Raw genomic sequence first — 21,366 nt, 5'->3', positions numbered from 1 at the left:
CGTCCGTCAGCGCTGGACGTAGGTGAGGCAGTCGGCCAGGTCGTGGCCGGCCCCGACCCGCACGGCATCAGCGGAGCACTCGAGGGACTTGTTGTGCACGCAGTCGAAGCGCTGGCAGGCGCCCACATGCGAGATCACCCGGTCGAGGCCGCCCTTGTAGCCGAGCGGGATGAACGTCGCGCACTGCGCGTCATCGCCGGTCCCGGTGATCGTCACGGCGCCGGCATGGCACCCGTCGTGGTTATACGAGCATCCGGCGACGGAACACTCGCTGACCTGCGGCATGTCCATGAGCGTGCTCATCGTGACCTCCAGGGCGCCGAACCAGCCCCGACACGTCGACCTCGACGGAGCCGGGCGGACCCTTTCGACGGTAGACCTGCTGGCGTGACGCCACAACGGATTCGCGCACTAGCCGCCCACCACTGTTGGCAAGGGCTTGTGATCTGCATCACTCGCAGCCCCCATCGGGCCCCCTAGGCAAAGCCCGCGGCGAGGGTCGGCCACGCGATCCGGCTGGATGCCAGCGAACTGCAAAGCCCTTGCGCGGGACAATCTCCGCAGACGCGTCTACCGTCGAAGTATGTGCTCCGCCGGAATTGCCCCCGACGCCGCTCCTCACGCCCCGGCAACCCCGGGTCCCGTGCTTGCCGCAGGGCGTGACGCGGACGTCTTCGCGCTGGACGAGGAGCGGGTGCTCCGCCGCTACCGGTCAGGCCGCTCCGCGCTCGGCGAGGTGCGGCTCATGGCCCACGCCCGCTCACACGGCTTCCCCGCGCCGGAGGTCTTCAGCGCGCAGGGCCCCGACCTCGAGATGGAGCGGCTGCACGGGCCCACCCTGCTGCAGGCGATGACCGCTGGCGAGACGTCCCTGACCGATGCCGCGGCGATCCTCGCGGATCTGCACCATGCGCTGCACGCCGTCCCGCTGCCCGCCGTGGCCAGGGACGGCTCCGCACGCTCCGGGGCGCCGCAGGGCAGCCGCGTCGACGAGTGCCTGCTCCACCTCGACCTGCACCCCGCCAACATCATCCTCACGGAGCCTCACGGCCCCACCCTCGTGGACTGGGCGAACGCCACCCTGGGCCCGGCCGGGCTCGACGTGGCGATGACCGCCGTGATCGTCGCGGAGGTCGCCGTCGACGCCGGCGGCGCCTACTCGCGGGCCGCGCGCGCCCTGCTGGTCTCGTTCCTCTCCGCGGTTGGCGTGGACCCGCGCCCCCACCTCGACCTCGCGGCGCAGCACCGCTCCCAGGACCCCGCCCTCGTGCCCGGCGAGCGCGAGCTCGTGCGCCCCGCCGCCGAGATGGTGCGGCACTACGCCGACATCGCCTACGCGCCCACTACCGACGCCCTGGGCTGACCGACAATCAGCCCCGCGAGCCGCCGTCAGGCTCGATGGCGCGATCGGGCTCGAGCTCCTGGAAGAGCGTGATGTGCAGGCCCGCGGGCGCGTCGAGACGGGAGTTCAGCGACCGCCAGGGCGTCTCGGTGGGCGGCGCCACCTGGGTGGCCCCGGCGTCGACGAGCGCCTGAGTCGCCTCCACCGCGTCATCGACCTCGAAGGCGACGCGCAGGCGTGGGGCGACCTGCCGGCCGACCTCCACGTCGTCGATCATCCGCTTCTGCGCCGGGTTGGCGATCTCCAGCGTCGCGCGCCCAGCGTCCAGGATCGTGACCCGTGCGTCGCCATCCCCGGCGAACGCAGCCTCCTCCGGCAGGCCCAGCACGTCGCGGTAGAACACCACCGCGCTCTCGTAGTCCTCCGCCTCGACCACGAGCCGGAGCTGCCGGACGCCTTGGCGCGCGGGGTCGTGGTCGGCCGACGGATCAGAAGCAGTCATGACAGCACGGTAGAGACCTACCGCCCAGAGCGCCGCCGTGGCGCGAAGATCTCGCCCCGCGGCAGTGCCCGGTACATCGCGATCGCGTGCTCGAGGCTCACCTCGTCTCCCCCGTGAGCATCGGCTCGCCACGGCGCATCTGCGCGCTCTTGGCCATCATGACCGCGAAGTGCTCGCGACCATCGGGCGAGACCTCGGCATAGGCGTCGGCCATGGGGGCGACGACCGTCTCCGCCTCCTCCAGCACACCGGGCTCCCACCCGTCCCGACGGAAGACCCCGGCCACCAGCACGACATCGCGGACCAGGTCCGGGCGTCGGCGTGCGACCTCCAACGCGACCACGGCGCCGTCGCTGTAGCCGAGCAGGCGCACCGGGGCGCCGGGATGCAGCAGCACCAACGACTCAGGCCCTCGACCATGCTCGGCGAACCACTGGCGGACGGTGGCTGTCATCGGGCCAGTATCCGCGCCGCGCGCGTCGACGTGACGGGAACGCACGACGCCGCCGACCTGGGCAGGTCGGCGGCGTCGCGTGGTGCTAGCGGGAGGGTCAGAAGTCCCAGTCGTCGTCTTCGGTGTTGACGGCCTTGCCGATCACGTAGGACGAGCCCGACCCCGAGAAGAAGTCGTGGTTCTCGTCCGCGTTGGGCGACAGCGCGGAGAGGATCGCCGGGTTGACGTCCGTCTCGTCGCGCGGGAACAGGCCCTCGTAGCCGAGGTTCATGAGCGCCTTGTTGGCGTTGTAGCGCAGGAACTTCTTGACGTCCTCGGTGAGGCCGACGCCGTCGTACAGGTCCTGCGTGTACTCCACCTCGTTGTCGTACAGCTCGAAGAGCAGCTCGAAGGTGTAGTCCTTGAGCTCCTGGCGGCGCTCGGGCGAGACCAGCTCGAGGCCCTTCTGGTACTTGTAGCCGATGTAGTACCCGTGCACCGCCTCGTCACGGATGATCAGGCGGATCAGGTCGGCCGTGTTGGTGAGCTTGGCGCGGCTCGACCAGTACATGGGCAGGTAGAAGCCCGAGTAGAACAGGAACGACTCGAGCAGCGTCGAGGCGACCTTGCGCTTGAGCGGGTCGTCGCCCCGGTAGTAGCCCATGATGATCTCGGCCTTGCGCTGGAGGTTGGGGTTCTCCTCCGACCAGCGGAACGCGTCGTCGATCTCACCGGTGGAGATCAACGTCGAGAAGATCGACGAGTACGACTTCGCGTGGACCGACTCCATGAACGCGATGTTCGTGTAGACGGCCTCCTCATGCGGGGTGAGCGCGTCGGGGATGAGCGAGACGGCGCCGACCGTGCCCTGGATGGTGTCCAGCAGCGTCAGGCCGGTGAAGACGCGCGTGGTGAGCGTCTTCTCCTGCTCGTTGAGCGTCGCCCACGACTGGATGTCGTTGGACACCGGCACCTTCTCAGGCAGCCAGAAGTTCCCGACGAGGCGGTCCCACACCTCGGCGTCCTTCTCGTCCTCGACCCGGTTCCAGTTGATCGCCGAGACACGGCTGACCAACTTCAACTTCTCACTCATCACAGCTCCATCGTGTTCTTCGACGCCGAGAAAGACCTGGTCACAGCATGCATGAGACGCAGCCCTCGACCTCGGTGCCCTCCAAGGCGAGCTGGCGCAGGCGGATGTAGTAGAGCGTCTTGATGCCCTTGCGCCAGGCGTAGATCTGCGCCTTGTTGATGTCACGCGTGGTGGCGGTGTCCTTGAAGAACAGCGTCAGCGACAGGCCCTGGTCCACGTGCTGCGTGGCCTCGGCGTAGGTGTCGATGATCTTCTCGTAGCCGATCTCGTACGCGTCCTGGTAGTACTCCAGGTTGTCGTTCGTGAGGAACGGCGCCGGGTAGTAGACGCGCCCGATCTTGCCTTCCTTGCGGATCTCGATCTTCGACGCCACGGGGTGGATCGAGGACGTCGAGTGGTTGATGTACGAGATCGACCCGGTGGGCGGCACGGCCTGCAGGTTCTGGTTGTACAGCCCGTGCTCGCGCACCGAGGCGGCCAGCTCGCGCCAGTCCTCCTGCGTGGGGATCTGCACGCCGGCGGTCTCGAACAGCTCGCGCACGCGGGCGGTCTTGGGCTCCCAGGTCCCGTTCACGTACTTCTCGAAGTAGGCGCCCGACGCGTACGTCGAGTCCTCGAAGCGATCGAACGCCTTGCCGCGCTCGATCGCGAGCCGGTTGGAGGCCCGGATGGCGTGGTACGCCACGGTGTAGAAGTAGATGTTCGTGAAGTCGAGGCCCTCGTCGGAGCCGTAGTGCACGCGCTCACGGGCCAGGTACCCGTGCAGGTTCATCTGCCCGAGGCCGATGGCGTGGCCGCCCTCGTTGGCGCGCTTGACCGACGGCACCGACTCGATGCTCGTCTGGTCCGAGACGGCCGTCAGGGCGCGGATCGCGGTCTCGACGGTCTGCCCGAAGTCGGGCGAGTCCATCGCCAGCGCGATGTTCATCGAGCCGAGGTTGCAGGAGATGTCGCGGCCCACGTGGTCGTAGGACAGGTCCTCGTTGAACGTGGACGGCGTCGAGACCTGCAGGATCTCCGAGCACAGGTTCGAGTGGGTGATGCGGCCCTTGATGGGGTTCGCCTTGTTCACCGTGTCCTCGAACATGATGTACGGGTAGCCCGACTCGAACTGCAGCTCCGCGAGGGTCTGGAAGAACTCGCGGGCGTTGATCTTGGTCTTGTGGATCCGCTTGTCCTCGACCATCTCGTGGTACTTCTCGGAGACCGAGATGTCCGCGAACGGCACGCCATAGACGCGCTCGACGTCGTAGGGCGAGAACAGGTACATCGGCTCGTTCTTCTTGGCGAGCTCGAACGTGATGTCCGGGATCACGACGCCGAGGGACAGCGTCTTGATGCGGATCTTCTCGTCAGCGTTCTCACGCTTGGTGTCGAGGAACCGCATGATGTCGGGGTGGTGCGCGTGCAGGTACACGGCGCCGGCGCCCTGGCGCGCTCCGAGCTGGTTCGCGTACGAGAAGGAGTCTTCGAGCAGCTTCATCACGGGAATGACGCCCGACGACTGGTTCTCGATGTGCTTGATCGGCGCGCCGTGCTCGCGGATGTTGCTGAGCAGCAGCGCGACGCCGCCGCCGCGCTTGGAGAGCTGCAGCGAGGAGTTGATGCCCCGCGCGATGGACTCCATGTTGTCCTCGATGCGGAGCAGGAAGCAGGAGACGGCCTCGCCGCGCTGTGCCTTGCCCGAGTTGAGGAAGGTGGGGGTGGCGGGCTGGAAGCGGCCCGCGATGATCTCGTCGACCATGCGGATCGCGAAGTCCTGGTTACCGGCGGCGAGCGTGAGCGCCACCATGCAGACGCGGTCCTCGAACCGCTCCAGGTAACGCTTCCCGTCGAACGTCTTCAGCGTGTACGACGTGTAGTACTTGAACGCGCCGAGGAACGACTGGAAGCGGAACTTCTTGGAGTACGCGTGCTCGAAGAGGCTCTTGACGAACGCCGCGTCGTACTGCGCGAGGACCTCGGGCTCGTAGTACTTGTTCTCGACCAGGTACTCGAGCTTCTCCGCGAGGTCGTGGAAGAACACCGTGTTCTGGTTCACGTGCTGCAGGAAGTACTGCCGCGCCGCCTCACGGTCCTTGTCGAACTGGATCTTGCCGTCCGGGCCGTAGAGATTCAGCATCGCGTTGAGCGCGTGGTAATCGAGCCCAGCGTCTACGCCGGAATCCGTGACTGTCGCTGCCAAAATCTTCCCAACCCTTCGCGGACGCGTGTGACGTCCTCAGTCGTTCCCAGGAGCTCGAAGCCATACAGGTAGGGGACGTGGCACTTGGCCGCGATGATGTCCCCCGCGATGCAGTACGCCTCGCCGAAGTTCGTGTTCCCCGCGGCGATGACGCCGCGGATGAGTGAGCGGTTGCCCTCGTCGTTGAGGAACTTGACCACCTGCCGTGGCACGGCCCCACCCTCGTTGCCGCCCCCATAGGTGGGCGTCATCAAGACGTAGGGCTCGTGCACGTGCAGGAAAGGCTGCTTGGGCGTCAGCGGGATGCGCTGCGCCGGGATCCCGAGGCGCTGGACGAAGCGGTGCGTGTTGTCCGACGCACTCGAGAAGTAGACCAGCGAGCTCATGATGCGGCTCCCTCGCCTAGGTCGATCTGGTGACGCCGTGCTGTCGGCCCGGTCGGGGCCGTGAGCGGTCAGGCGACCGCGACTGCCGCGCGCTCGACGAGCGCCTTGATCTGGTCGGGCCGGTAGCCGGACCAGTGCTCGCCATCGGCCACGACGACGGGGGCCTGCATGTGGCCCAGCGACACGACGTAGTCACGAGCGGCGGAGTCCTGGCTGATGTCCACGATCTCGTACTCGAAACCGGCCTTGTCCAGCGCACGGTAAGTAGCAGTGCACTGCACGCACGACGGCTTGCTGTAGACCGTGATCGTCATCGTGGCTCCCCCAGATGTGGCACCCGCGGACTGCCCGCGGCGAGGTCTTCGACACTACACCTAGTGGTCGACGATTGCCCGAACCACTAGCGCTTGTGCTTACACGCGTGTCGTTCTTCACCCCCTGTGGACAACTCCAGGGTATCGAGAGGCACCGACAAGGCCTGGACCTGCATGTTCTCCAGGGGTCCACAGGCCGCCCACACGGCCCTCCACAGACCCCTCCACAGGGTCCCGCCCGATTCGTCCCGCGCGCCGCCGCGCGACGCACCGGGCGAAACGCCGCGCCACGCCGACAGGCTGTGCCGGACATCACCCGGACGGACCCATGAGACGCGCGGCGCGCGACGTGCCGACGCCCGGACGGCGGCGCCAGAGTGTGGGCATGGCCGAAATCAGCGAGCTGTTCGCAGCAGACCACGCGACCGCACTCACCCGCACCGCCGCGCTCGACGACGGCGAGACGCCAGACACCGCGACCCATGTCGAGCTCACCTCGATCGGCGCCGTCGAGCTCGAGACCCTGGGCGAGATCGCCGCCGAGGTGGTCCGCTTCGGCTCGGGCGACCTCGAGCTCGAAGAGGTGGACCTGGACCACGAGAACCTCTACGAGCTCCCGCCCTTCCTCGTCGACCTGCTGGTGGAGCTCGGGCGCACCGAGGACGAGGACGCGCTCGGCGAGGTGGCGGAGCGCTGGGCCGCCAGCGAGGAGATGGAGGCGACGGCCGCCGAGCTCGCGCCGGTGTTGGCCGACATCGTCGACCTCGCCACCACAGCCTCGCGCGAGGACCTGCACGTCTACCTCTGGACCGAGCCCCTCGGCTGACCAACGCCCGACTTTACGCAACACCTCTTGCGCAATAGTTGTTGCGCAAGAGGTGTTGCGCGTCTAGTCTCGGGCCATGGATGAGCGGCCGACCCCCCAGATGCGCACGAGCGACCCCGAGCGCATCCGCGCGCTCACCCACCCCGTCCGCATCGCGATCCTCGAGCTGATCGACGCGCGCCCCCAGGCCACCGCCACCGAGTGCGCCGAGGCCCTCGGCGAGACTGTCGCGAACTGCTCGTTCCACCTGCGCACGCTCGAGCGCTACGGCTTCGTCGAGCGCGCCGAGCCCATCGGCAGGCTGCGCCCTTGGCGCCGGACGGCGACGAGCCCTCGATCGTTTGGCGCCGAGCCCGACTCCGCCGGAGCCGACCCCGCATCGACCCATGCCGTGGTCGAGCTCGCCGCGATGACCGCCTCCCGCGATGTGGACAGGTTCATCGCCTCGATGCGCGCCGAGGCCGAGCGACACATCAGCGGCGACCGCGACACCGAGGGGCCAAGCCTGCTGAAGACGATGGCGTGGGTCACGCCCGAGGAGGCCGCCGAGCTCGTCGAGCAGCTCGCCCAGATCGGCGAGTCCTTCCGCGCCCGGCGCGACGACCCCGCGCTGCGCCCGCCAGGCGCCCGGCTCTGGAACATCGTCTCGATGGCCAGCCCCGACCCCGACGGCCCGGCCTCCGAGCCCTCACCACGTGACGAGGGCTGAGATGTTGACCGTCGCCTACCAGGCCCGCACCATCAGCGTGCGCATCCCCGTCCCGACGCTGAGCTGGTCACCGCCCCGCCAGCAGCGGCGCTGGCCCCTCGTCGGCCGGCATCTCGAGGCAGGCGCCCGGCTGCGCAGTCGGCGCCGTGACAGGGCTACCGCCGAGCACGGATCGCCTCACACAGCCGACCGCATCGCCGCCGCGACCCTCGCCGCCCGGGAGGCCGACACTCAACGGGCTCTCGCGATCCGGGCGGGAGCCGGCGTCTGAGCCGGGCCGCGCCCTCAGCCGCAGGCGCCGCGCGTCAGCGGTAGGTGATCTCCGTGCGCCGCGACGGCCGCCACAGCACGATGGCCCCGCCCGTGCTGCGCTGCTCGCCCATCCGGGCCCGCTGCCCGCGGCGCACGGCGATCACGTCGCCCGTGGGGCCCGCCGTGAACACCCGCCGCCCGGGCTCGGCGAAGGAGCGCAGGTACTCGACCTGCTGGCTGAGCCGCTCGACCTCGGCCTCGAGGTCGAGGATGCGCTTGATGCCGGCGAGGTTCACGCCCTCGTCCTGGGACAGGCGCTGCACCTCGCGGAGCTGCTCGATGTCACGCCACGAGTAGCGGCGGCCACGGCCACGGGTGCGCCGGGGCGAGACGATGCCCAGCCGGTCGTACTGGCGCAGCGTCTGCGGGTGCATGCCCGCGAGCTCGGCCGCGACCGAGATCACGTACACCTGCGCGTCGTCTGCCAGCATGTCTCGCCCCTTCGCCGTGGTCGGTCAGATCAGGCCCGGGCCTGCGTTCGCAGGTCCGCGCGCACATCCTCGCCGGAGGTCGCCACCCCGAACGCCTCAACCGCGTCGCGTGCCGCGCCCGAGAGCTTCTGCGGCACCACGACCATGACGGTCACCAGCAAGTCGCCGGCGCCCTTGGACGTGGTGATGCCCCGGCCCTTGACTCGCAGTGTCCGCCCTGAGGGCGTGCCCGCGGGGATCTTCACCCGGACGGAGCCGCCATCCAGCGTCGGCACCTCGATCTGCGCGCCGAGTGCCGCCTCGTCGAAGGCCACCGGCACTGTCTCGCGCAGGTTGTTGCCGTCGAGGGTGAACACGGGGTGCGGGGTGACCCGCACCGTGACGACCAAGTCGCCCGCCGGCCCGCCGTTCACGCCCGGCCGGCCCTTGCCGCGCAGCCTGATCTTCTGGCCGTCGTGGACGCCCGGGGGGATCCGCGCGTTGACGGTGCGCCCCTCCACATTCAGCGAGACCGTGGAGCCCTCGGTGGCCTGCCGGAACGGCAAGGTGGTCACAGCCTCCAGGTCGGCGCCCGGACGGGGGCCGCGACCCCCGCCGAATCCTCCGAACCCGCCGCCTCCGCCTCCGCCGCCGAACAGGCCGCCGAGGATGTCCTCGAAGCCGCCCGGCATGTCCTGGCCGCCGCCGCCGGTGGAGAACCGGACGCGCTGCCCCCCGCCGCCGAAGCCGCCGCCGAACAGGTCCTCGAACCCGGCGGCTCCCCCGCCGGCGCCCGCTCCGGAGAAGCGGGCGCCGCCGGCCATCGCGCGGAGCTGGTCGTACTGCTGGCGCTGCTCGGGGTCGGAGAGGACCGAGTAGGCCTCGCCGACGTCCTTGAACTTCCCCTCGGCGGTCGGGTCGCCGGGGTTGTGGTCCGGGTGCATCTGCCGTGCGAGCTTGCGGTAGGCCTTCTTGATCGCCGCCTGGTCCGCGTCCTTCGGGACGCCGAGAGCGGCGTAGTAGTCCTTCTCCAGCCAGTCCTGGCCGCTCACGGCGTCTCCCTCCCGCTCAGCTCATGCCCGGCGCCGGGGCGCACGGGGCACCTCAGGCATCCGGGTCGATGACGGCCACGCGGGCGGCCCGCACGATGCGGTCCCCCGCGCGGTACCCGGGCTGCAGGACGGTGGCGACCGTCGGCTCGGTGACGTCCGACGAGTGGGAGTGCATGAGCGCCTCGTGGACGTTCGGGTCGAACACCTCGCCCTCGGCCCCGTACCTGACGATGCCGAACCGGGCCAGGATGCTCTCGAGCTTCTCCGCGATCGACCCGAACGGGCCCACCAGGTCACCGTGCTGGCGGGCCAGCTCGATGTCGTCGAGCACCGGGATGAGCCCCTCGGCGACCTCGGCGACGCCACGGTCGCGGGCGACGGCCGCGTCGGCCTTCGAACGCTTCACGTAGCCCGTGTACTGCTGCTCGAGGTTGAAGTACGCCGCGTTGGCGCGCTGCAGCTCGTCGAGGCGCTCCGCGGCCAGGGTCTCGGCCGCGACGAGCTGCTCGTGCATGTGGGCGTCGGCCTCGGCCTCGAGCCCGGCGAGCGGGTCGGCCGTGCCCTCCTCGGCCCCGGGCTGGTCACGCACCGCGCCCGTCTCCGGGTCGACGCGGCGCTTGTCGGTGAAGCGGGGGGTCTCCTCGCCGGAGGAGTCGGGCTGGCCCTGTCCCCCGGCGTGGGGCTGGTTCTCGCTCACTTCTGCTCGTCCTCATCCACGATCTCGGCGTCGACCACGTCCTCGTCGCTGGCGGTGGAGGACCCGGCGTCAGACGGCGCCTCGCCCGCGGCGCCGGCGCCTGCCGCCGCTCCGGCCTGGTCGGACGAGTACAGCGCCTCGCCGATCTTCTGCGCGGAGGTGACGAGCTGCTCGTGCTTCGCCTTGACCGGCTCGATGTCCTCGCCCTCGAGAGCGGTCTTCAGCTCGTCGATGGCCTTGTTCACGTCGGTCTTGACGTCCTCGGGCAGCTTGTCGCCGTTGTCGGCCAGGAGCTTCTCGGTCGAGTAGACGAGCTGCTCGGCGGAGTTGCGGGTCTCGGCCTCCTCGCGGCGGGCCTTGTCCTGGGCGGCGTGCGCCTCGGCCTCCTTGACCATGCGGTCGATCTCGTCCTTCGGCAGCGCAGAGCCGCCGGTGATCGTCATCGACTGCTCCTTGCCCGTGCCGCGGTCCTTCGCGGAGACGTGCACGATGCCGTTGGCGTCGATGTCGAAGGTGACCTCGATCTGCGGGACGCCGCGCGGGGCCGGGGCGATGCCGGTGAGCTCGAAGGTGCCCAGCGGCTTGTTGTCCCGCGCGAACTCGCGCTCGCCCTGGAAGACCTGGATGAGCACCGACGGCTGGTTGTCCTCGGCGGTGGAGAAGATCTCCGAGCGCTTGGTGGGGATGGCCGTGTTGCGCTCGATGAGCTTGGTCATCACCCCGCCCTTGGTCTCGATGCCCAGGCTCAGCGGCGTGACGTCGATCAGCAGGACGTCCTTGCGCTCGCCCTTGATGACACCGGCCTGCAGCGCGGCGCCGATGGCCACGACCTCGTCGGGGTTGACGCCCTTGTTGGGCTCCTTGCCACCGGTGAGCTCCTTGACCAGCTCCGTGACGGCGGGCATGCGCGTGGCGCCGCCGACCAGGATGACGTGGTCGATGTCCTCGAGCTTGATGCCGGCGTCACGGATCACCGAGTGGAACGGCTGCTTGGTGCGCTCGAGCAGGTCCGCGGTCATCTGCTGGAACTGCGCGCGGGTGAGCTTGCTGTCCAGGTGGACGGGGCCGTTCTCGCTCATCGACAGGTACTGCATGGAGATGTTGGTGCTCGTCGCGGACGAGAGCTCCTTCTTGGCCTGCTCGGCGGCCTCGCGCAGGCGCTGCAGGGCGATCTTGTCCTTGGACAGGTCGACGCCCGTGGAGTTCTTGACCTCCTTGATGAGGTGCTCCACGATCCGGCTGTCCCAGTCGTCGCCGCCGAGGCGGTTGTCGCCCGAGGTGGCGCGGACCTCGATCGTCGAGAAGTCGTCGTCCTTGCCCACCTCGAGCAGGGACACGTCGAACGTGCCACCACCGAGGTCGAAGACGAGGATGAGCTCGTCTTCCTTGCCGCGCTCGAGCCCGTAGGCGAGCGCCGCGGCGGTGGGCTCGTTGACGATGCGCAGCACGTTGAGGCCGGCGATCTGCCCGGCGTCCTTCGTGGCCTGGCGCTCGGCGTCGTTGAAGTAGGCCGGGACGGTGATGACCGCGTCGGTGACGGGCTCGCCCAGGTACTCCTCGGCGTCGCGCTTGAGCTTGCCGAGGACGCGTGCGGAGATCTCCTGCGCGTTGTACTTCTTGCCGTCGATGTCCACGGACCAGTCCGTGCCCATGTGGCGCTTGACCGACGAGATGGTGCGGTCGACGTTGGTCACGGCCTGCCGCTTGGCGACCTCCCCGACGAGCACCTCACCGGTCTTGGAGAACGCGACGACCGACGGGGTGGTGCGCGATCCCTCGGCGTTGGCGATGACGGTGGGCTCGCCGCCCTCGAGGACCGAGACCACGGAGTTGGTGGTGCCGAGGTCGATGCCTACTGCTCGTGCCATGAGCGTGTGCCTTTCGTGTGGGTGCGAGGACCCCCGGGGAGTTGCGCCACCGCGGGGCTGCTTGAGTCTGCTGCGCTCAAGTCTGCGCGCAGTCGGCGCGCCACGCAAGTTCCAAGGCCCAATGTTGAGTCTGGTCGGCTCAATCTGAGGAGACGGGACTCGCCCCCACTCCTCTCAGTTGACGCCTGCCGCGACAGACCTGCACCTCGACAGGCACTCAGCTCAGGCGGTCAGCTCACCCGTGTGCGGCGAGGGCTCGCGGTCGACGACGTGGCCGCCCCGCCCCACCAGCTCGCCCACCGGCCCAGGATCTCCGCGACGGCCGCATCGTCCACGTCGTACAGCGAGAGCACCGCCGTGAGCAGGCCGTGCGGCGGACGGCTGCCCGCCGGCGTCTCCATGAGCACCAGCAACGCGGAGCTCTCCGCGTACAGGCGCAAGCCCACCTGGTGCTCGCTCTTGTAGAGCACCTGCCCGCCGATCAGCGAGCCGTCGGGGAGCTCGGCCTGGAGGTGGCCGCCCACCGGGATGCCCCGCAGGCCATGCAGGCCCAGGCGGTCGATCAGCCTGTCGCGCAGCGGCCCGGCGTCCATGTCCCGCATCACGACGGTGTGGCGGTCGGCGCCCGCATGCTCCTCGAGCGCGAACTTGAGCTGATGGGCGCCCGCGATCCACGCCTCGTCGCGCGGGTCGTGCACACCGTCGAACGTGGTGAGGCCGTCATGCGCGTTCCGCTGCACCGACACATGCGAGCGGTGGTGCGACTCGCCTGGCGCCGGCGTCACCACGAGGCGGTCTCCCCGCGGCCAGGCCAGTGCCCGCACATGCGCCCCGCCGACGGAGGACGTCTCGGAGGCGACAGGTCGGACGCCGAACGTCTCGCTGATCTCCTCGTCGAGACCATCGCGGTCCCAGCCGAACCATCGCCGCACCAGATCCGGCTCCCGTAGATGGCGCCACACCACGTCCGCGGGCGCCTCGATGTCCAGGCCCACTACCTCGCGATGCTCGAGTCCCACCGACATGCTGTTCCACCCCGCCCTGAGTCCGCCCGGGACGAACGAGCCCGGGACTCTTCCGACCGTAGTCCGCACTCGCCCCGGCGGCCCGTCCACCGGGCGCCCGATTCGTCACATCGCCAGGTCAGAGCAGTGCCACGGCCTTCCGGTCGAGCGTCAGCGCCACCTCGTCACCGGGCGCCGCGACGGCCCCAGCGGCAGCCGCGGCGGTGACGCGACCGAGGCCCTCCACCCGTACCGAGAGCTCCGTGCGGCCGCGTCGGAACGCCGTCGCGAGAACCGTCCCCGAGGCGACGACCGGGGCCTCGGCCGAGCCACTCCCCGACATGCCCACTGGGCCGACGACAAGGCCGGCGACCACGAGCGCGCCCTCCGCCAGCGCCGCCACCCGCACCCCCGCGGGCAGGTCGCCGCCGAGGGCCCCGCGGATCGCCGCGCCCTGCGCCGAGTCGAGGTCGACGAACGCCTGGTACCCGAGGAACTCGGCGACCTCCCGGCTCGCGGGCCGCCGCCACAGCTCGGCGGGCGGCGCCGCCTGGAGCAGCCGCCCCGCGCTCATCACCGCGACGCGGTCCCCCACCGTCGCGGCCTCGTCATGGTCGTGCGTGACGAACAGCGCCGTCGTGCCGGTGGCGACCAGCGCCGAGCGCACATCGTCCGCCAGGCGTTCGCGCAGCGCGCGGTCCAGGGCGGACAGCGGCTCGTCGAGCAGCAGCAGGCGCGGGCGGGGCGCAAGCGCGCGGGCCAGCGCGACCCGCTGCCGCTCACCGCCGGACAGGGTCGCCACCGCGCGGGCCCCGTATCCGGCGAGCCCCACGACATCCAACAGCTCGGCGACGCGAGCGCGCCGCTGCTCGCGCGGGATCCGCGCCATGCGCAGCCCGTACTCGACGTTCCCCGCGACGTCCCGGTGCGGGAACAGCTGGCCGTCCTGGAACATCAGGCCGAAGCCGCGCCGGTGCACGGGCACGCCCGCGAGGTCCGCGCCGTCCCACGACACGCTGCCCGCCGCCAACGGCTCCAGCCCCGCGACAGCGCGCAGCACGCTGGACTTGCCGCAGCCCGACGGGCCGAGCAGAGCCAGCACCTCCCCGCGCTGCACCTCGAGGGTCACGCCATCGACGGCGCGGACCTCCGCGCCCCGGCGCGCGTCGCCGTACCGGACGCTGAGCGCGTCGATCATGAGCCCGTCCATCAGAGCTCCCCTCCTGCCGGGCCGCGCAGGCGTTCGGCGACGGCGATGATGCCGGCCGTGACCAGCGCGAGCAGCACTGACGCGGCGAGCGCCATGCCGTGGTTCTCCGCGCCGGGACGGCCGATGAGCTTGAAGATGACGACGGGCAGCGTGGGCCGATCGGGCCGCGCCAGGAACGACGTGGCTCCGAACTCCCCGAGCGACACCGCGAACGCGAACCCGACGGCGAGGCCCAGCGCGCGCACCGTCATCGCGAGGTCCACGGACGCCAGCACCCGGCCCGGCCCGGCGCCCAGGGTGGCCGCCGCCTCCCGCAGTCGGGGGTCGATGGCGCGCAGCACCGGCAGCACGGTCCGCACCACGAGGGGCACCGCGACGACGGCCTGGGCGATCGGCACCAGCAGCGCGCTACGGCGCAGGTCCACGTCGAGGCCGAAGGGGTGGTCCAGGGTCAGCAGGAACCCGAAGCCGACGGTCACCGCCGAGACGCCGAGCGGGAGCATGAACACCGCGTCGAGCAGCGACACCGCACGCCGGGCCGATCGGCGGCGCGGGCGGCGCGAGACCACCAGCGCCACGAGCCCGCCCACGAGCACCGCCATGACCGTCGCGTCCAGGGCGATGCGCAGCGAGTTGGCCGCCGCCTCCCACACCGTCACGGTCAGCGCATTGCTGCCGCCGGTGGTGCCCAGCGCTGTGTAGTTGCCAATCCCCCAGCCCGTCGGGGTGCGCAGCGAGCGGACCACGAGGCTGACCAGCGGCAACGCGATGAGCACCACCACCAGGGCCGTGACCCCGGCGGCCGCCGCGTCGACGCCGCTGCGCAGCCGCAACGGCCGGGCGGCGCCGGCGGGCTCCGACAGGGACAGCGCGCGCTCCCGGGTCCGACGCGCCCGGCTGGCCACGGCCAACGCCGCGGCCACGATCACGAGCTGCACCACGGACAGCACGGACGCGGCGCGCAGGTCGAGGAACTGGGTGGTCTGGATCCAGATCTCGGTCTCGATGGTGCCGTAGCGCGTGCCGCCCAGCACCAGGACGGCGCCGAACGCCGTGGCGCAGAACAGGAAGACCAGCGACGCCGCCGACGCGATGGCCGGGGCCAGCGCCGGCAGGGTCACCGACGCGAACGCGCGCAGCGGCGAGGCGCCCAGGGCCCGCGCCGCCTGCTCGGTGCGGGGGTCCAGGTGCTCCCACAGCCCGCCGACGGTGCGCACCACCAGGGCGTAGTTGAAGAAGACGAGCGCCGCGACGATCGCCGCGAAGGTGCCGTCCAGGCCCAGGAAGTCGAGTGGGCCGCCGGTGGCGAGCAGCGAGCGGAACGCGACGCCGACCACGACGGTGGGCAGCACGAACGGCACGGTGACGAAGGCCCGGACGGCGGCCCGGCCCCGGAACTGGCGCCGGTGCAGCACATAGGCGCCCGGGATGCCGAGCAGCAGCGCGATGGCCGTGGCGATGCCCGCCTGCGCCAGCGTGAGGCCGATGATGCGCCAGGTCCGCTGCCGCGCGAACACCTCCGCGAACGCGGACAGGTCCAGGGCGCCGTCGGCGATGAAGCCCCGGGCCACCAGCGTGGCGACGGGCCACGCGAAGAACACCCCGAGGAACACCAGCGGGATGCCCGCCGCCAGCCCCCAGGCGAGCACGCGGCCAACGCCCGGCCGCCGCCCCCCGGCCCGCGCACGGGTCGGGGAGGGCGGCGGGGGCGTCGGGCGCGGCTGCCGGTCCGCGTCGGGCGCGAGGGTGCTGGGCTTGAGGGTGCTCAGCCCGTGACGATGTCCGTCCATGCCCTGATCCACTCGTCACGGTGCTGCTCGATGTCGGCGGGCGCCACCTGGAACGGCGCGTCGGACAGCGGCGCCCACCGGGCCCACTCGGCGGGCAGCTCGACGGAGCTGCTCACCGGGTACATGTACATGGAGCCCGGGATGTCGGCCTGCACCTCATCCGAGAGCAGGAAGTCCACCAGCTGCTGGGCGCCCTCGGGGTTCTGGGCGTTCGCCAGCACCCCGGCGTACTCGACCTGGCGGAAGCACGTGTCGAGCAGCGCCGAGGTGGTGGGCTCCGAGCCGCCCTCCGGCACGGTGAACGGCGGCGACGACGCGTACGACAGCACGATGGGCCGCTGGCCCTGGCCGCTGCCGCCGGAGAAGTCGACGTCGTAGGCGTCCGACCAGCTCTCGACGACCTTGAGGCCGTTCGCCTGCAGCTGGCCCCAGTAGCCCTGCCAGCCGTCCTCGCCGAACGCGCCGATGGTCGCCAGCAGGAACGCGAGCCCCGGAGAGGACGTCGCCGCGTTGGTCACCACGAGCTGGTCCTTGTACTCGGGCTTCGTCAGGTCCTCGAGGGTGGCCGGGGGCTGCTGCCCGTGCTCGGCGAACCACGTGTCGTCGATGTTGAGGCACACGTCGCCCACGTCGACGGCCGTGAGGGAGCCGGAGTCGTCCGGCGCGTATTGCGCCGCGTCGGCCGCCGCGGGGGCCTGCGACGTGTACGGCGCGAGCACGCCCGCGTCGATGGCGCGCGAGGCGAACGAGTTGTCGATGCCGAACACGGCGTCGCCCAGCGGGGCGTCCTTGGTCAGCACGAGCTGGTTGACCAGCGAGCCGCCGTCGCCCGGCGTGACGATCTCCACCGTCAGGCCGGACTCCTCCTCGAACGCCTCGATCAGCCCGTCGCTCAACGCGAAGGAGTCGTGCGTGACGAGGGTGACCGTCTCGGCGGGGCTGCTGGACGCGTCGTCCCCGCTGCCGATGGCCGAGCAGGCCGTGAGCGCGAGCGCCGTGGCGGCCGCGAGGGCCACGCCCGTCGCGAGGGTCGATCGGTGTGGGCGCCCGTGCTGGCGGGCGCTGGTGATGCGTGGCATTGCGAGTCCTCCCATATGCAGGAGGGGGTCACCGACGCCACCGGCCCCGCGGCGTTCGCCGTGGCCGACGACGACGGGACTGAGAAGCCCGACTCCCTACGCCGGTGTGACCCGGATCAGGTTCGAGGGTCTGCGGATGGCCCGCACTCTCAGCGCCCTGGACCCCTCGGCGTGGTGCCGGGCGGGCTGTGGCGCTCCCCTGTCGTTCAGCGGCGACCTTACACCGCGCGTACGGTGTGCAGCATCCACGCCCAGCACCACCCCAGGAGGCCCTAGTGAACGACGAGCAGCAGGAGTCGATGCTCGCCAAGATCGCCGGCACGGTCGTCGCGCTCGCGGCAGCGTGGATCGCGCACAAGGCGATCAACGCGGCGTGGAAGGCGGCCAGCGGCCACCAACCGCCGACCCCGGACGACGAGGGCGACTCGGGACTGGGCGAGCTGGTGGCAGCCGCGGCAGCCACGGGCGCCGTGGTGGCAGTGTCCCGGGTGCTCGCCACGCGCGGCACGAAGACCTTCGCCTCGCGGGTGAACCGCAACCGGCTCACCGCGAGCTGAGCGCACCGCGCCCGGCGGTCAGTCAGTCAGTCAGTCAGTCGAAGTCGGGCTTCTCGCCGGGGCCGGGACGCGCGCCCGGCTCCGGCCGCTGCTCGTTGTCCGGCACCGGCGGGGCCACGTTCTGCGGCTCGGCGCTGTCCGCCCGCGCCTGGTCGATCGTGAGCTCGTCCACCACCAGCAGGTCCTTGCGCACCTTGCCCGTGCGGTAGCCCGCCCGGCCGACCATGTGCGCGGCCACCGGCGCGGTGATGAGCTGGAACAGCACCACGAGGACGAGGGCGCCCGCCTCCGGGCCGGGCCCGATGCGCAGCCCCAGGCCGATCATCACCAGCACCAGCCCCAGCACCTGGGGCTTGGTGCCGGCGTGCATCCGCGACAGCAGGTCGGGGAAGCGCAGCACCCCCACACCCGCGGCGAAGGCCAGGAACGCCCCGCCGATCATGCACACCGACGCGATCACGTCCGCCACTGTCGTCCACTCGATGCTCATCGGGCCCCGCCCTGCCGATCGGCGCCGTCCTGGTCCTCCGGGTCGCTGCTCGGCCCGGCGGCGCTCTCACGGCGCAGCCTTTCGGCCTCCTCGGCGGCGATCTCCTCGCGGGTGCGCACCCGCCCCTCGCCCTCCGGCTCCACAGCGGCGAACCGCGCGATGGTCACCGACGCGACGAACCCGACAAGCGCGAGCGCCACCAGGATCGGCACGATGTCGGCGCGCTTCTGCACGGCGGCGTACAGCGCCCCCGCGGAGATCATGGTCGCCACGACGATGTCGAGCGCGATGGTCCGGTCGAGCATCGACGGACCCTTCTCGATGCGGACGACGGCGAGCAGGCAGCCGACCGCCAGCAGCGCTCCGCACAGGATCACGACCCAGCCGCTCATGCGCTCACCCCTTCCACACGTCGGCCCCGACGGCGGGAGGGCCGCAGCGGCAGCCCGGCCTGACGCAGCTCGTCATCGGACGCGAGCGCCCGCAGCACCCGCTCCTCCTGGTCCAGCACCGTCTGGCGTGCCGCCTCGACACCACCGGACTGCTCGACGTCCAGCACGTGCAGGTACAGCTTGCCGGTGAGGCGGTGCGCCTCGACCACCAGCGAGCCCGGCACCAGCGAGCACAGCTCGGAGGTCAGCGTGAGGTAGAGGTCGGAGTGGCTGCGGAGCTGCACGCCGATCACCGCGCCGTGCGGCACGTGGCGTGGCCGCAGGGCGACGACGCTCACCTCGAACGAGGCCCGCACCAGGTCGATCGCGAAGCGCGCGATGAGGTGCAGCAGGCCCAAGGGGCGCACCTTGCCGTGGAAGGCGATCGGCGTCATCCGCAGTGTCGCGGTCACGAGCGCGCCCAACACCAGGCCGACCAGCGCGTTGGCCACCGTCGGCCTGCCCCAGAGCAGCACCCACACGAAGGCCAGCCACACGACGGTGGGCCACTGGCGGATGAGCGACCTGCGGCGCGACGGGCTCACGGGCGCACCTCCGCTTGCTCGGTCGGCTCAAGGTCCTCGGGCGTCTGGTCGGAGACGGCGTCAGCCGACTCCCCGGCGCCGCGCTCGCCGTCGGGCAGCACCGCGTCGATGTACGGCGAGCGCTCCTGCAGCGCGATGGCGGCCCGCTCGGTGTAGGCGTACAGCGGCCCGCCCGCGATCGTCAGGGCCAGGCCCAATCCGACGAGCGCCGCCGTGGGGCCGATCATCCCGCCGGGCAGGCGCGTGTCGGGCAGCTCGGCGGGCGGCGTCTGCCAGAACGCCTTGTTCCACGCCTTGACCAGGGCGTACAGCGTCAGCAGCGAGGTCACGACGCCGCCGACCACGAGTGTGTACGCGAGGGGGGTGCCGACCGCGACACCGGCCTGCAGCAGGCCCACCTTGCCGAGGAACCCGGACAGCGGCGGGATGCCCGACAGGTTCATCGCCGGGATGAAGAACAGGATCGCCAGCACCGGCGCCATCTTGGCGAGGCCGCCGAGCCGGTCGAGGCTGGTGGACCCGCCCCGCCGCTCGATCAGCCCCACCACCAGGAACAGCGCCGTCTGCACGGTGATGTGGTGCGCCACGTAGTAGATCGACGCGGTCCAGCCCATCGTGGTGGACAGGGCGATGCCGAAGATCATGTAGCCGATGTGGCTGACCAGCGTGAACGACAGCAGACGTTTGATGTCGTCCTGGGCCACGGCGCCGAGGATGCCGATCAGCATCGTCGCCAGCGCCGCCCACATCAGCACGTCGTCGGCCCTCCCGTCAGGGAAGAGCAGGGTCTGCGTGCGGATGATCGCGTAGACGCCGACCTTGGTCAGCAAGCCCGCGAACACCGCGGTGACCGGGGCGGGGGCCGTCGGGTAGGAGTCCGGTAGCCAGGCCGATAGCGGGAAGATGGCCGCCTTGATGCCGAAGGCCACCAGCAGCATGATCTGCAGCACCAGCCGCACACCCGGGTCGATCTCCGGCAGCCGCACGGCGAGCTGGGCGAGGTTCACGGTGCCCGTCGCGGCGTAGATCATCGCGATGGCGATGAGGAACAGCACCGAGGACAGCAGCGCGACGACGACGTAGATGCTGCCCGCGCGGATCCGCTCCCCGGTGCCGCCGAGCGTCAGCAGCACGTAGGAGGCGGCCAGCAGGATCTCGAAGCCGACGTAGATGTTGAACAGGTCGCCCGAGAGGAACGCGTTCGCGACGCCCGCCGTCAGCACCAGGTACGTCGGGTGGTAGATCGAGACCGGCGCGGCCTCGTCGCCATCCGCCTCGCCCTCGGCGAGCGAGTACAGCAGCACCGCCAAGGTCACGGCGCTGGAGATGGTGAGCATCAGCGCGGAGAGCCTGTCGGCCACCAGGTCGATCCCCACCGGCGCCGCCCAGCCGCCCACGTCGACCACGAGCGGCCCGCCGTCGGCGAGCACCAGCAGCGTCGCGGAGGCGATCAGCACCATCGTCAGCGCGATCACGCTGATCAGGCGTTGTGCGCGTGGCTTGCGGTACAGCGCCAGCGCCAGCCCGGCGCCGAACAGCGGCACCACGACAGGCAGTGGCACCAGCCACGTCGGGTCGTTCATCACGGGCGCTCCTCAGGGTCGGCTGGTCCGGCGTCGCCACTGGCGTCGTCCGGCCCTGGGCCTCCGGGCGACGGGGCGGGCTCCGCGCCCCGGAGCACCTCGTCCGTCTCGTCTCGGGTCTCCGCGGCCTCGTCGTCCAGCGTCTCGCCGGCGTCCTCGGTGTCGCGGTCGGTGAAGGCGTGCTCGTCGATGGCCGCGAGCCGGGCGATACGGCGGTCCTCGACGTCGTCCTGCACCTCGTCGTGGCGGTGGAGCTGCCAGGAGCGGTAGGCCATGGCCAGCAGGAACGCCGTCATGCCCAGCGTGATGACGATGGCGGTCAGCACCATGGCCTGCGGCAGCGGGTCGCTCATCTCGGAGACGGGCGCGTCCCCCACGATCGGCGGGGCCCCGGCGGCGCCGCCCGCGATGAGGAACAGCAGGTTCGCGCCGTTGCCGATGAGGATCACGCCGATGAGCACACGGGAGAGGCTGCGCTCGAGCAGCAGGTAGACGCCGACGGTGAACAGCACGCCGATCACCACGACCAGCACGATGTTGGGGCTCAT

Annotated in this window: 25 protein-coding genes and 1 riboswitch; of the genes, 5 read left to right on the top strand and 20 right to left on the bottom strand. The window is 70.9% G+C overall.

From position 1 onward, the window contains the following. Window positions 1-6: 6 nt before the first annotated feature. Window positions 7-303, bottom strand: coding sequence for a DUF1540 domain-containing protein (locus BN3788_RS07665; protein WP_066583904.1), 297 nt, complete (start codon window positions 301-303; stop codon window positions 7-9). A 340-nt stretch (window positions 304-643) separates the two neighbouring features. On the opposite strand from BN3788_RS07665, the gene BN3788_RS07660 reads away from it, so the two are divergent. Next, on the top strand, window positions 644-1,363 hold the full coding sequence (locus BN3788_RS07660) for a phosphotransferase family protein (protein ID WP_234346533.1): 720 nt from the start codon (window positions 644-646) through the stop codon (window positions 1,361-1,363). A 7-nt stretch (window positions 1,364-1,370) separates the two neighbouring features. On the opposite strand, the gene BN3788_RS07655 is transcribed toward BN3788_RS07660, so the two are convergent. From BN3788_RS07655 to nrdH, 6 genes are all read right to left on the bottom strand, one after another. After that, entirely contained in the window at window positions 1,371-1,844 is a 474-nt protein-coding gene (locus tag BN3788_RS07655) for a VOC family protein (protein WP_066583898.1), read from the bottom strand. A 97-nt stretch (window positions 1,845-1,941) separates the two neighbouring features. Continuing rightward, window positions 1,942-2,298: a hypothetical protein gene (locus BN3788_RS07650; protein ID WP_066583883.1), complete on the bottom strand. Its 357-nt coding sequence runs from the start codon at window positions 2,296-2,298 to the stop codon at window positions 1,942-1,944. Window positions 2,299-2,395: 97 nt separating this feature from the next. Next, window positions 2,396-3,370: a class 1b ribonucleoside-diphosphate reductase subunit beta gene (nrdF, locus tag BN3788_RS07645; protein WP_066583881.1), complete on the bottom strand. Its 975-nt coding sequence runs from the start codon at window positions 3,368-3,370 to the stop codon at window positions 2,396-2,398. A 40-nt stretch (window positions 3,371-3,410) separates the two neighbouring features. Next, window positions 3,411-5,555: a class 1b ribonucleoside-diphosphate reductase subunit alpha gene (nrdE, locus tag BN3788_RS07640; RefSeq protein ID WP_066583879.1), complete on the bottom strand. Its 2,145-nt coding sequence runs from the start codon at window positions 5,553-5,555 to the stop codon at window positions 3,411-3,413. Further along, a complete protein-coding gene (gene nrdI, locus BN3788_RS07635) occupies window positions 5,525-5,941 on the bottom strand; it encodes a class Ib ribonucleoside-diphosphate reductase assembly flavoprotein NrdI (protein ID WP_066583877.1) in 417 nt (138 codons plus the stop codon). The genes nrdE and nrdI overlap by 31 nt, the downstream gene beginning before the upstream one ends. A gap of 68 nt (window positions 5,942-6,009) precedes the next feature. Continuing rightward, a complete protein-coding gene (nrdH, locus tag BN3788_RS07630; protein WP_066583875.1) occupies window positions 6,010-6,255 on the bottom strand; it encodes a glutaredoxin-like protein NrdH in 246 nt (81 codons plus the stop codon). 385 nt (window positions 6,256-6,640) lie between these two features. Between nrdH and BN3788_RS07625 the strand changes: the two genes are divergently transcribed. The 3 genes from BN3788_RS07625 to BN3788_RS07615 all read left to right on the top strand — a co-directional run bounded on the left by BN3788_RS07625 (window position 6,641) and on the right by BN3788_RS07615 (window position 8,061). Next, window positions 6,641-7,081, top strand: coding sequence for a hypothetical protein (locus BN3788_RS07625; RefSeq protein WP_066583865.1), 441 nt, complete (start codon window positions 6,641-6,643; stop codon window positions 7,079-7,081). Between the two features lie 76 nt (window positions 7,082-7,157). Continuing rightward, window positions 7,158-7,790, top strand: coding sequence for a winged helix-turn-helix domain-containing protein (locus BN3788_RS07620; protein ID WP_082812684.1), 633 nt, complete (start codon window positions 7,158-7,160; stop codon window positions 7,788-7,790). A 1-nt stretch (window position 7,791) separates the two neighbouring features. Continuing rightward, a complete protein-coding gene (locus BN3788_RS07615; protein ID WP_066583859.1) occupies window positions 7,792-8,061 on the top strand; it encodes a hypothetical protein in 270 nt (89 codons plus the stop codon). Window positions 8,062-8,095: 34 nt separating this feature from the next. Here BN3788_RS07615 and BN3788_RS07610 read toward each other — a convergent pair whose 3' ends face one another. From BN3788_RS07610 to BN3788_RS07575, 8 genes are all read right to left on the bottom strand, one after another. Next, a complete protein-coding gene (locus tag BN3788_RS07610; protein ID WP_066583856.1) occupies window positions 8,096-8,533 on the bottom strand; it encodes a heat shock protein transcriptional repressor HspR in 438 nt (145 codons plus the stop codon). A 29-nt stretch (window positions 8,534-8,562) separates the two neighbouring features. Beyond that, entirely contained in the window at window positions 8,563-9,564 is a 1,002-nt protein-coding gene (locus BN3788_RS07605) for a DnaJ C-terminal domain-containing protein (protein ID WP_066583854.1), read from the bottom strand. A 52-nt stretch (window positions 9,565-9,616) separates the two neighbouring features. Continuing rightward, window positions 9,617-10,261, bottom strand: coding sequence for a nucleotide exchange factor GrpE (gene grpE, locus BN3788_RS07600; protein ID WP_066583853.1), 645 nt, complete (start codon window positions 10,259-10,261; stop codon window positions 9,617-9,619). Then, entirely contained in the window at window positions 10,258-12,129 is a 1,872-nt protein-coding gene (gene dnaK, locus BN3788_RS07595) for a molecular chaperone DnaK (RefSeq protein WP_066583850.1), read from the bottom strand. Before dnaK ends, grpE begins: the two co-directional genes overlap by 4 nt. 230 nt (window positions 12,130-12,359) lie before the next feature. Then, entirely contained in the window at window positions 12,360-13,154 is a 795-nt protein-coding gene (locus BN3788_RS07590; RefSeq protein ID WP_234346530.1) for a hypothetical protein, read from the bottom strand. A gap of 118 nt (window positions 13,155-13,272) precedes the next feature. Beyond that, a complete protein-coding gene (locus BN3788_RS07585) occupies window positions 13,273-14,343 on the bottom strand; it encodes an ABC transporter ATP-binding protein (RefSeq protein WP_066583848.1) in 1,071 nt (356 codons plus the stop codon). After that, window positions 14,343-16,133 carry an ABC transporter permease gene (locus BN3788_RS07580; RefSeq protein WP_082812683.1) on the bottom strand — a complete coding sequence of 597 codons (1,791 nt, stop codon included), beginning with the start codon at window positions 16,131-16,133 and terminating at the stop codon, window positions 14,343-14,345. Before BN3788_RS07580 ends, BN3788_RS07585 begins: the two co-directional genes overlap by 1 nt. Further along, complete coding sequence (locus BN3788_RS07575; RefSeq protein WP_066583846.1) at window positions 16,109-17,212, bottom strand: thiamine ABC transporter substrate-binding protein; 1,104 nt, start codon at window positions 17,210-17,212, stop codon at window positions 16,109-16,111. Before BN3788_RS07575 ends, BN3788_RS07580 begins: the two co-directional genes overlap by 25 nt. A gap of 76 nt (window positions 17,213-17,288) precedes the next feature. Beyond that, a riboswitch (TPP riboswitch) is annotated at window positions 17,289-17,423 on the bottom strand. Between the two features lie 64 nt (window positions 17,424-17,487). Here BN3788_RS07575 and BN3788_RS07570 point away from each other — a divergent pair. Next, window positions 17,488-17,769 carry a DUF4235 domain-containing protein gene (locus BN3788_RS07570; protein ID WP_234346529.1) on the top strand — a complete coding sequence of 94 codons (282 nt, stop codon included), beginning with the start codon at window positions 17,488-17,490 and terminating at the stop codon, window positions 17,767-17,769. A gap of 34 nt (window positions 17,770-17,803) precedes the next feature. Here the strand turns inward: BN3788_RS07570 and mnhG are convergent, their stop codons facing one another. The 5 genes from mnhG to BN3788_RS07545 are packed head-to-tail and all read right to left on the bottom strand — an operon-like array spanning window position 17,804 to window position 21,366. Beyond that, complete coding sequence (gene mnhG, locus BN3788_RS07565) at window positions 17,804-18,259, bottom strand: monovalent cation/H(+) antiporter subunit G (RefSeq protein WP_066583843.1); 456 nt, start codon at window positions 18,257-18,259, stop codon at window positions 17,804-17,806. Continuing rightward, window positions 18,256-18,651, bottom strand: coding sequence for a monovalent cation/H+ antiporter complex subunit F (locus BN3788_RS07560; protein ID WP_066583841.1), 396 nt, complete (start codon window positions 18,649-18,651; stop codon window positions 18,256-18,258). The genes mnhG and BN3788_RS07560 overlap by 4 nt, the downstream gene beginning before the upstream one ends. Continuing rightward, the gene (locus BN3788_RS07555; protein ID WP_066583839.1) at window positions 18,648-19,235 is read right to left on the bottom strand and encodes a Na+/H+ antiporter subunit E; all 588 of its coding nucleotides are present in this window, start codon (window positions 19,233-19,235) and stop codon (window positions 18,648-18,650) included. Before BN3788_RS07555 ends, BN3788_RS07560 begins: the two co-directional genes overlap by 4 nt. After that, window positions 19,232-20,818, bottom strand: a complete 1,587-nt coding sequence (locus BN3788_RS07550) for a Na+/H+ antiporter subunit D (protein WP_066583837.1) — start codon at window positions 20,816-20,818, stop codon at window positions 19,232-19,234. The genes BN3788_RS07555 and BN3788_RS07550 overlap by 4 nt, the downstream gene beginning before the upstream one ends. After that, window positions 20,818-21,366 carry a Na(+)/H(+) antiporter subunit C gene (locus BN3788_RS07545; protein WP_066584402.1) on the bottom strand — a complete coding sequence of 183 codons (549 nt, stop codon included), beginning with the start codon at window positions 21,364-21,366 and terminating at the stop codon, window positions 20,818-20,820. Before BN3788_RS07545 ends, BN3788_RS07550 begins: the two co-directional genes overlap by 1 nt.

It is taken from the genome of Cellulomonas timonensis (genome assembly GCF_900046455.1).
GTDB lineage: Bacteria > Actinomycetota > Actinomycetes > Actinomycetales > Cellulomonadaceae > Cellulomonas_A > Cellulomonas_A timonensis.
Note: the sequence above shows the minus strand (reverse complement) of the source record. Positions and strands in the feature narration are given on the sequence as shown.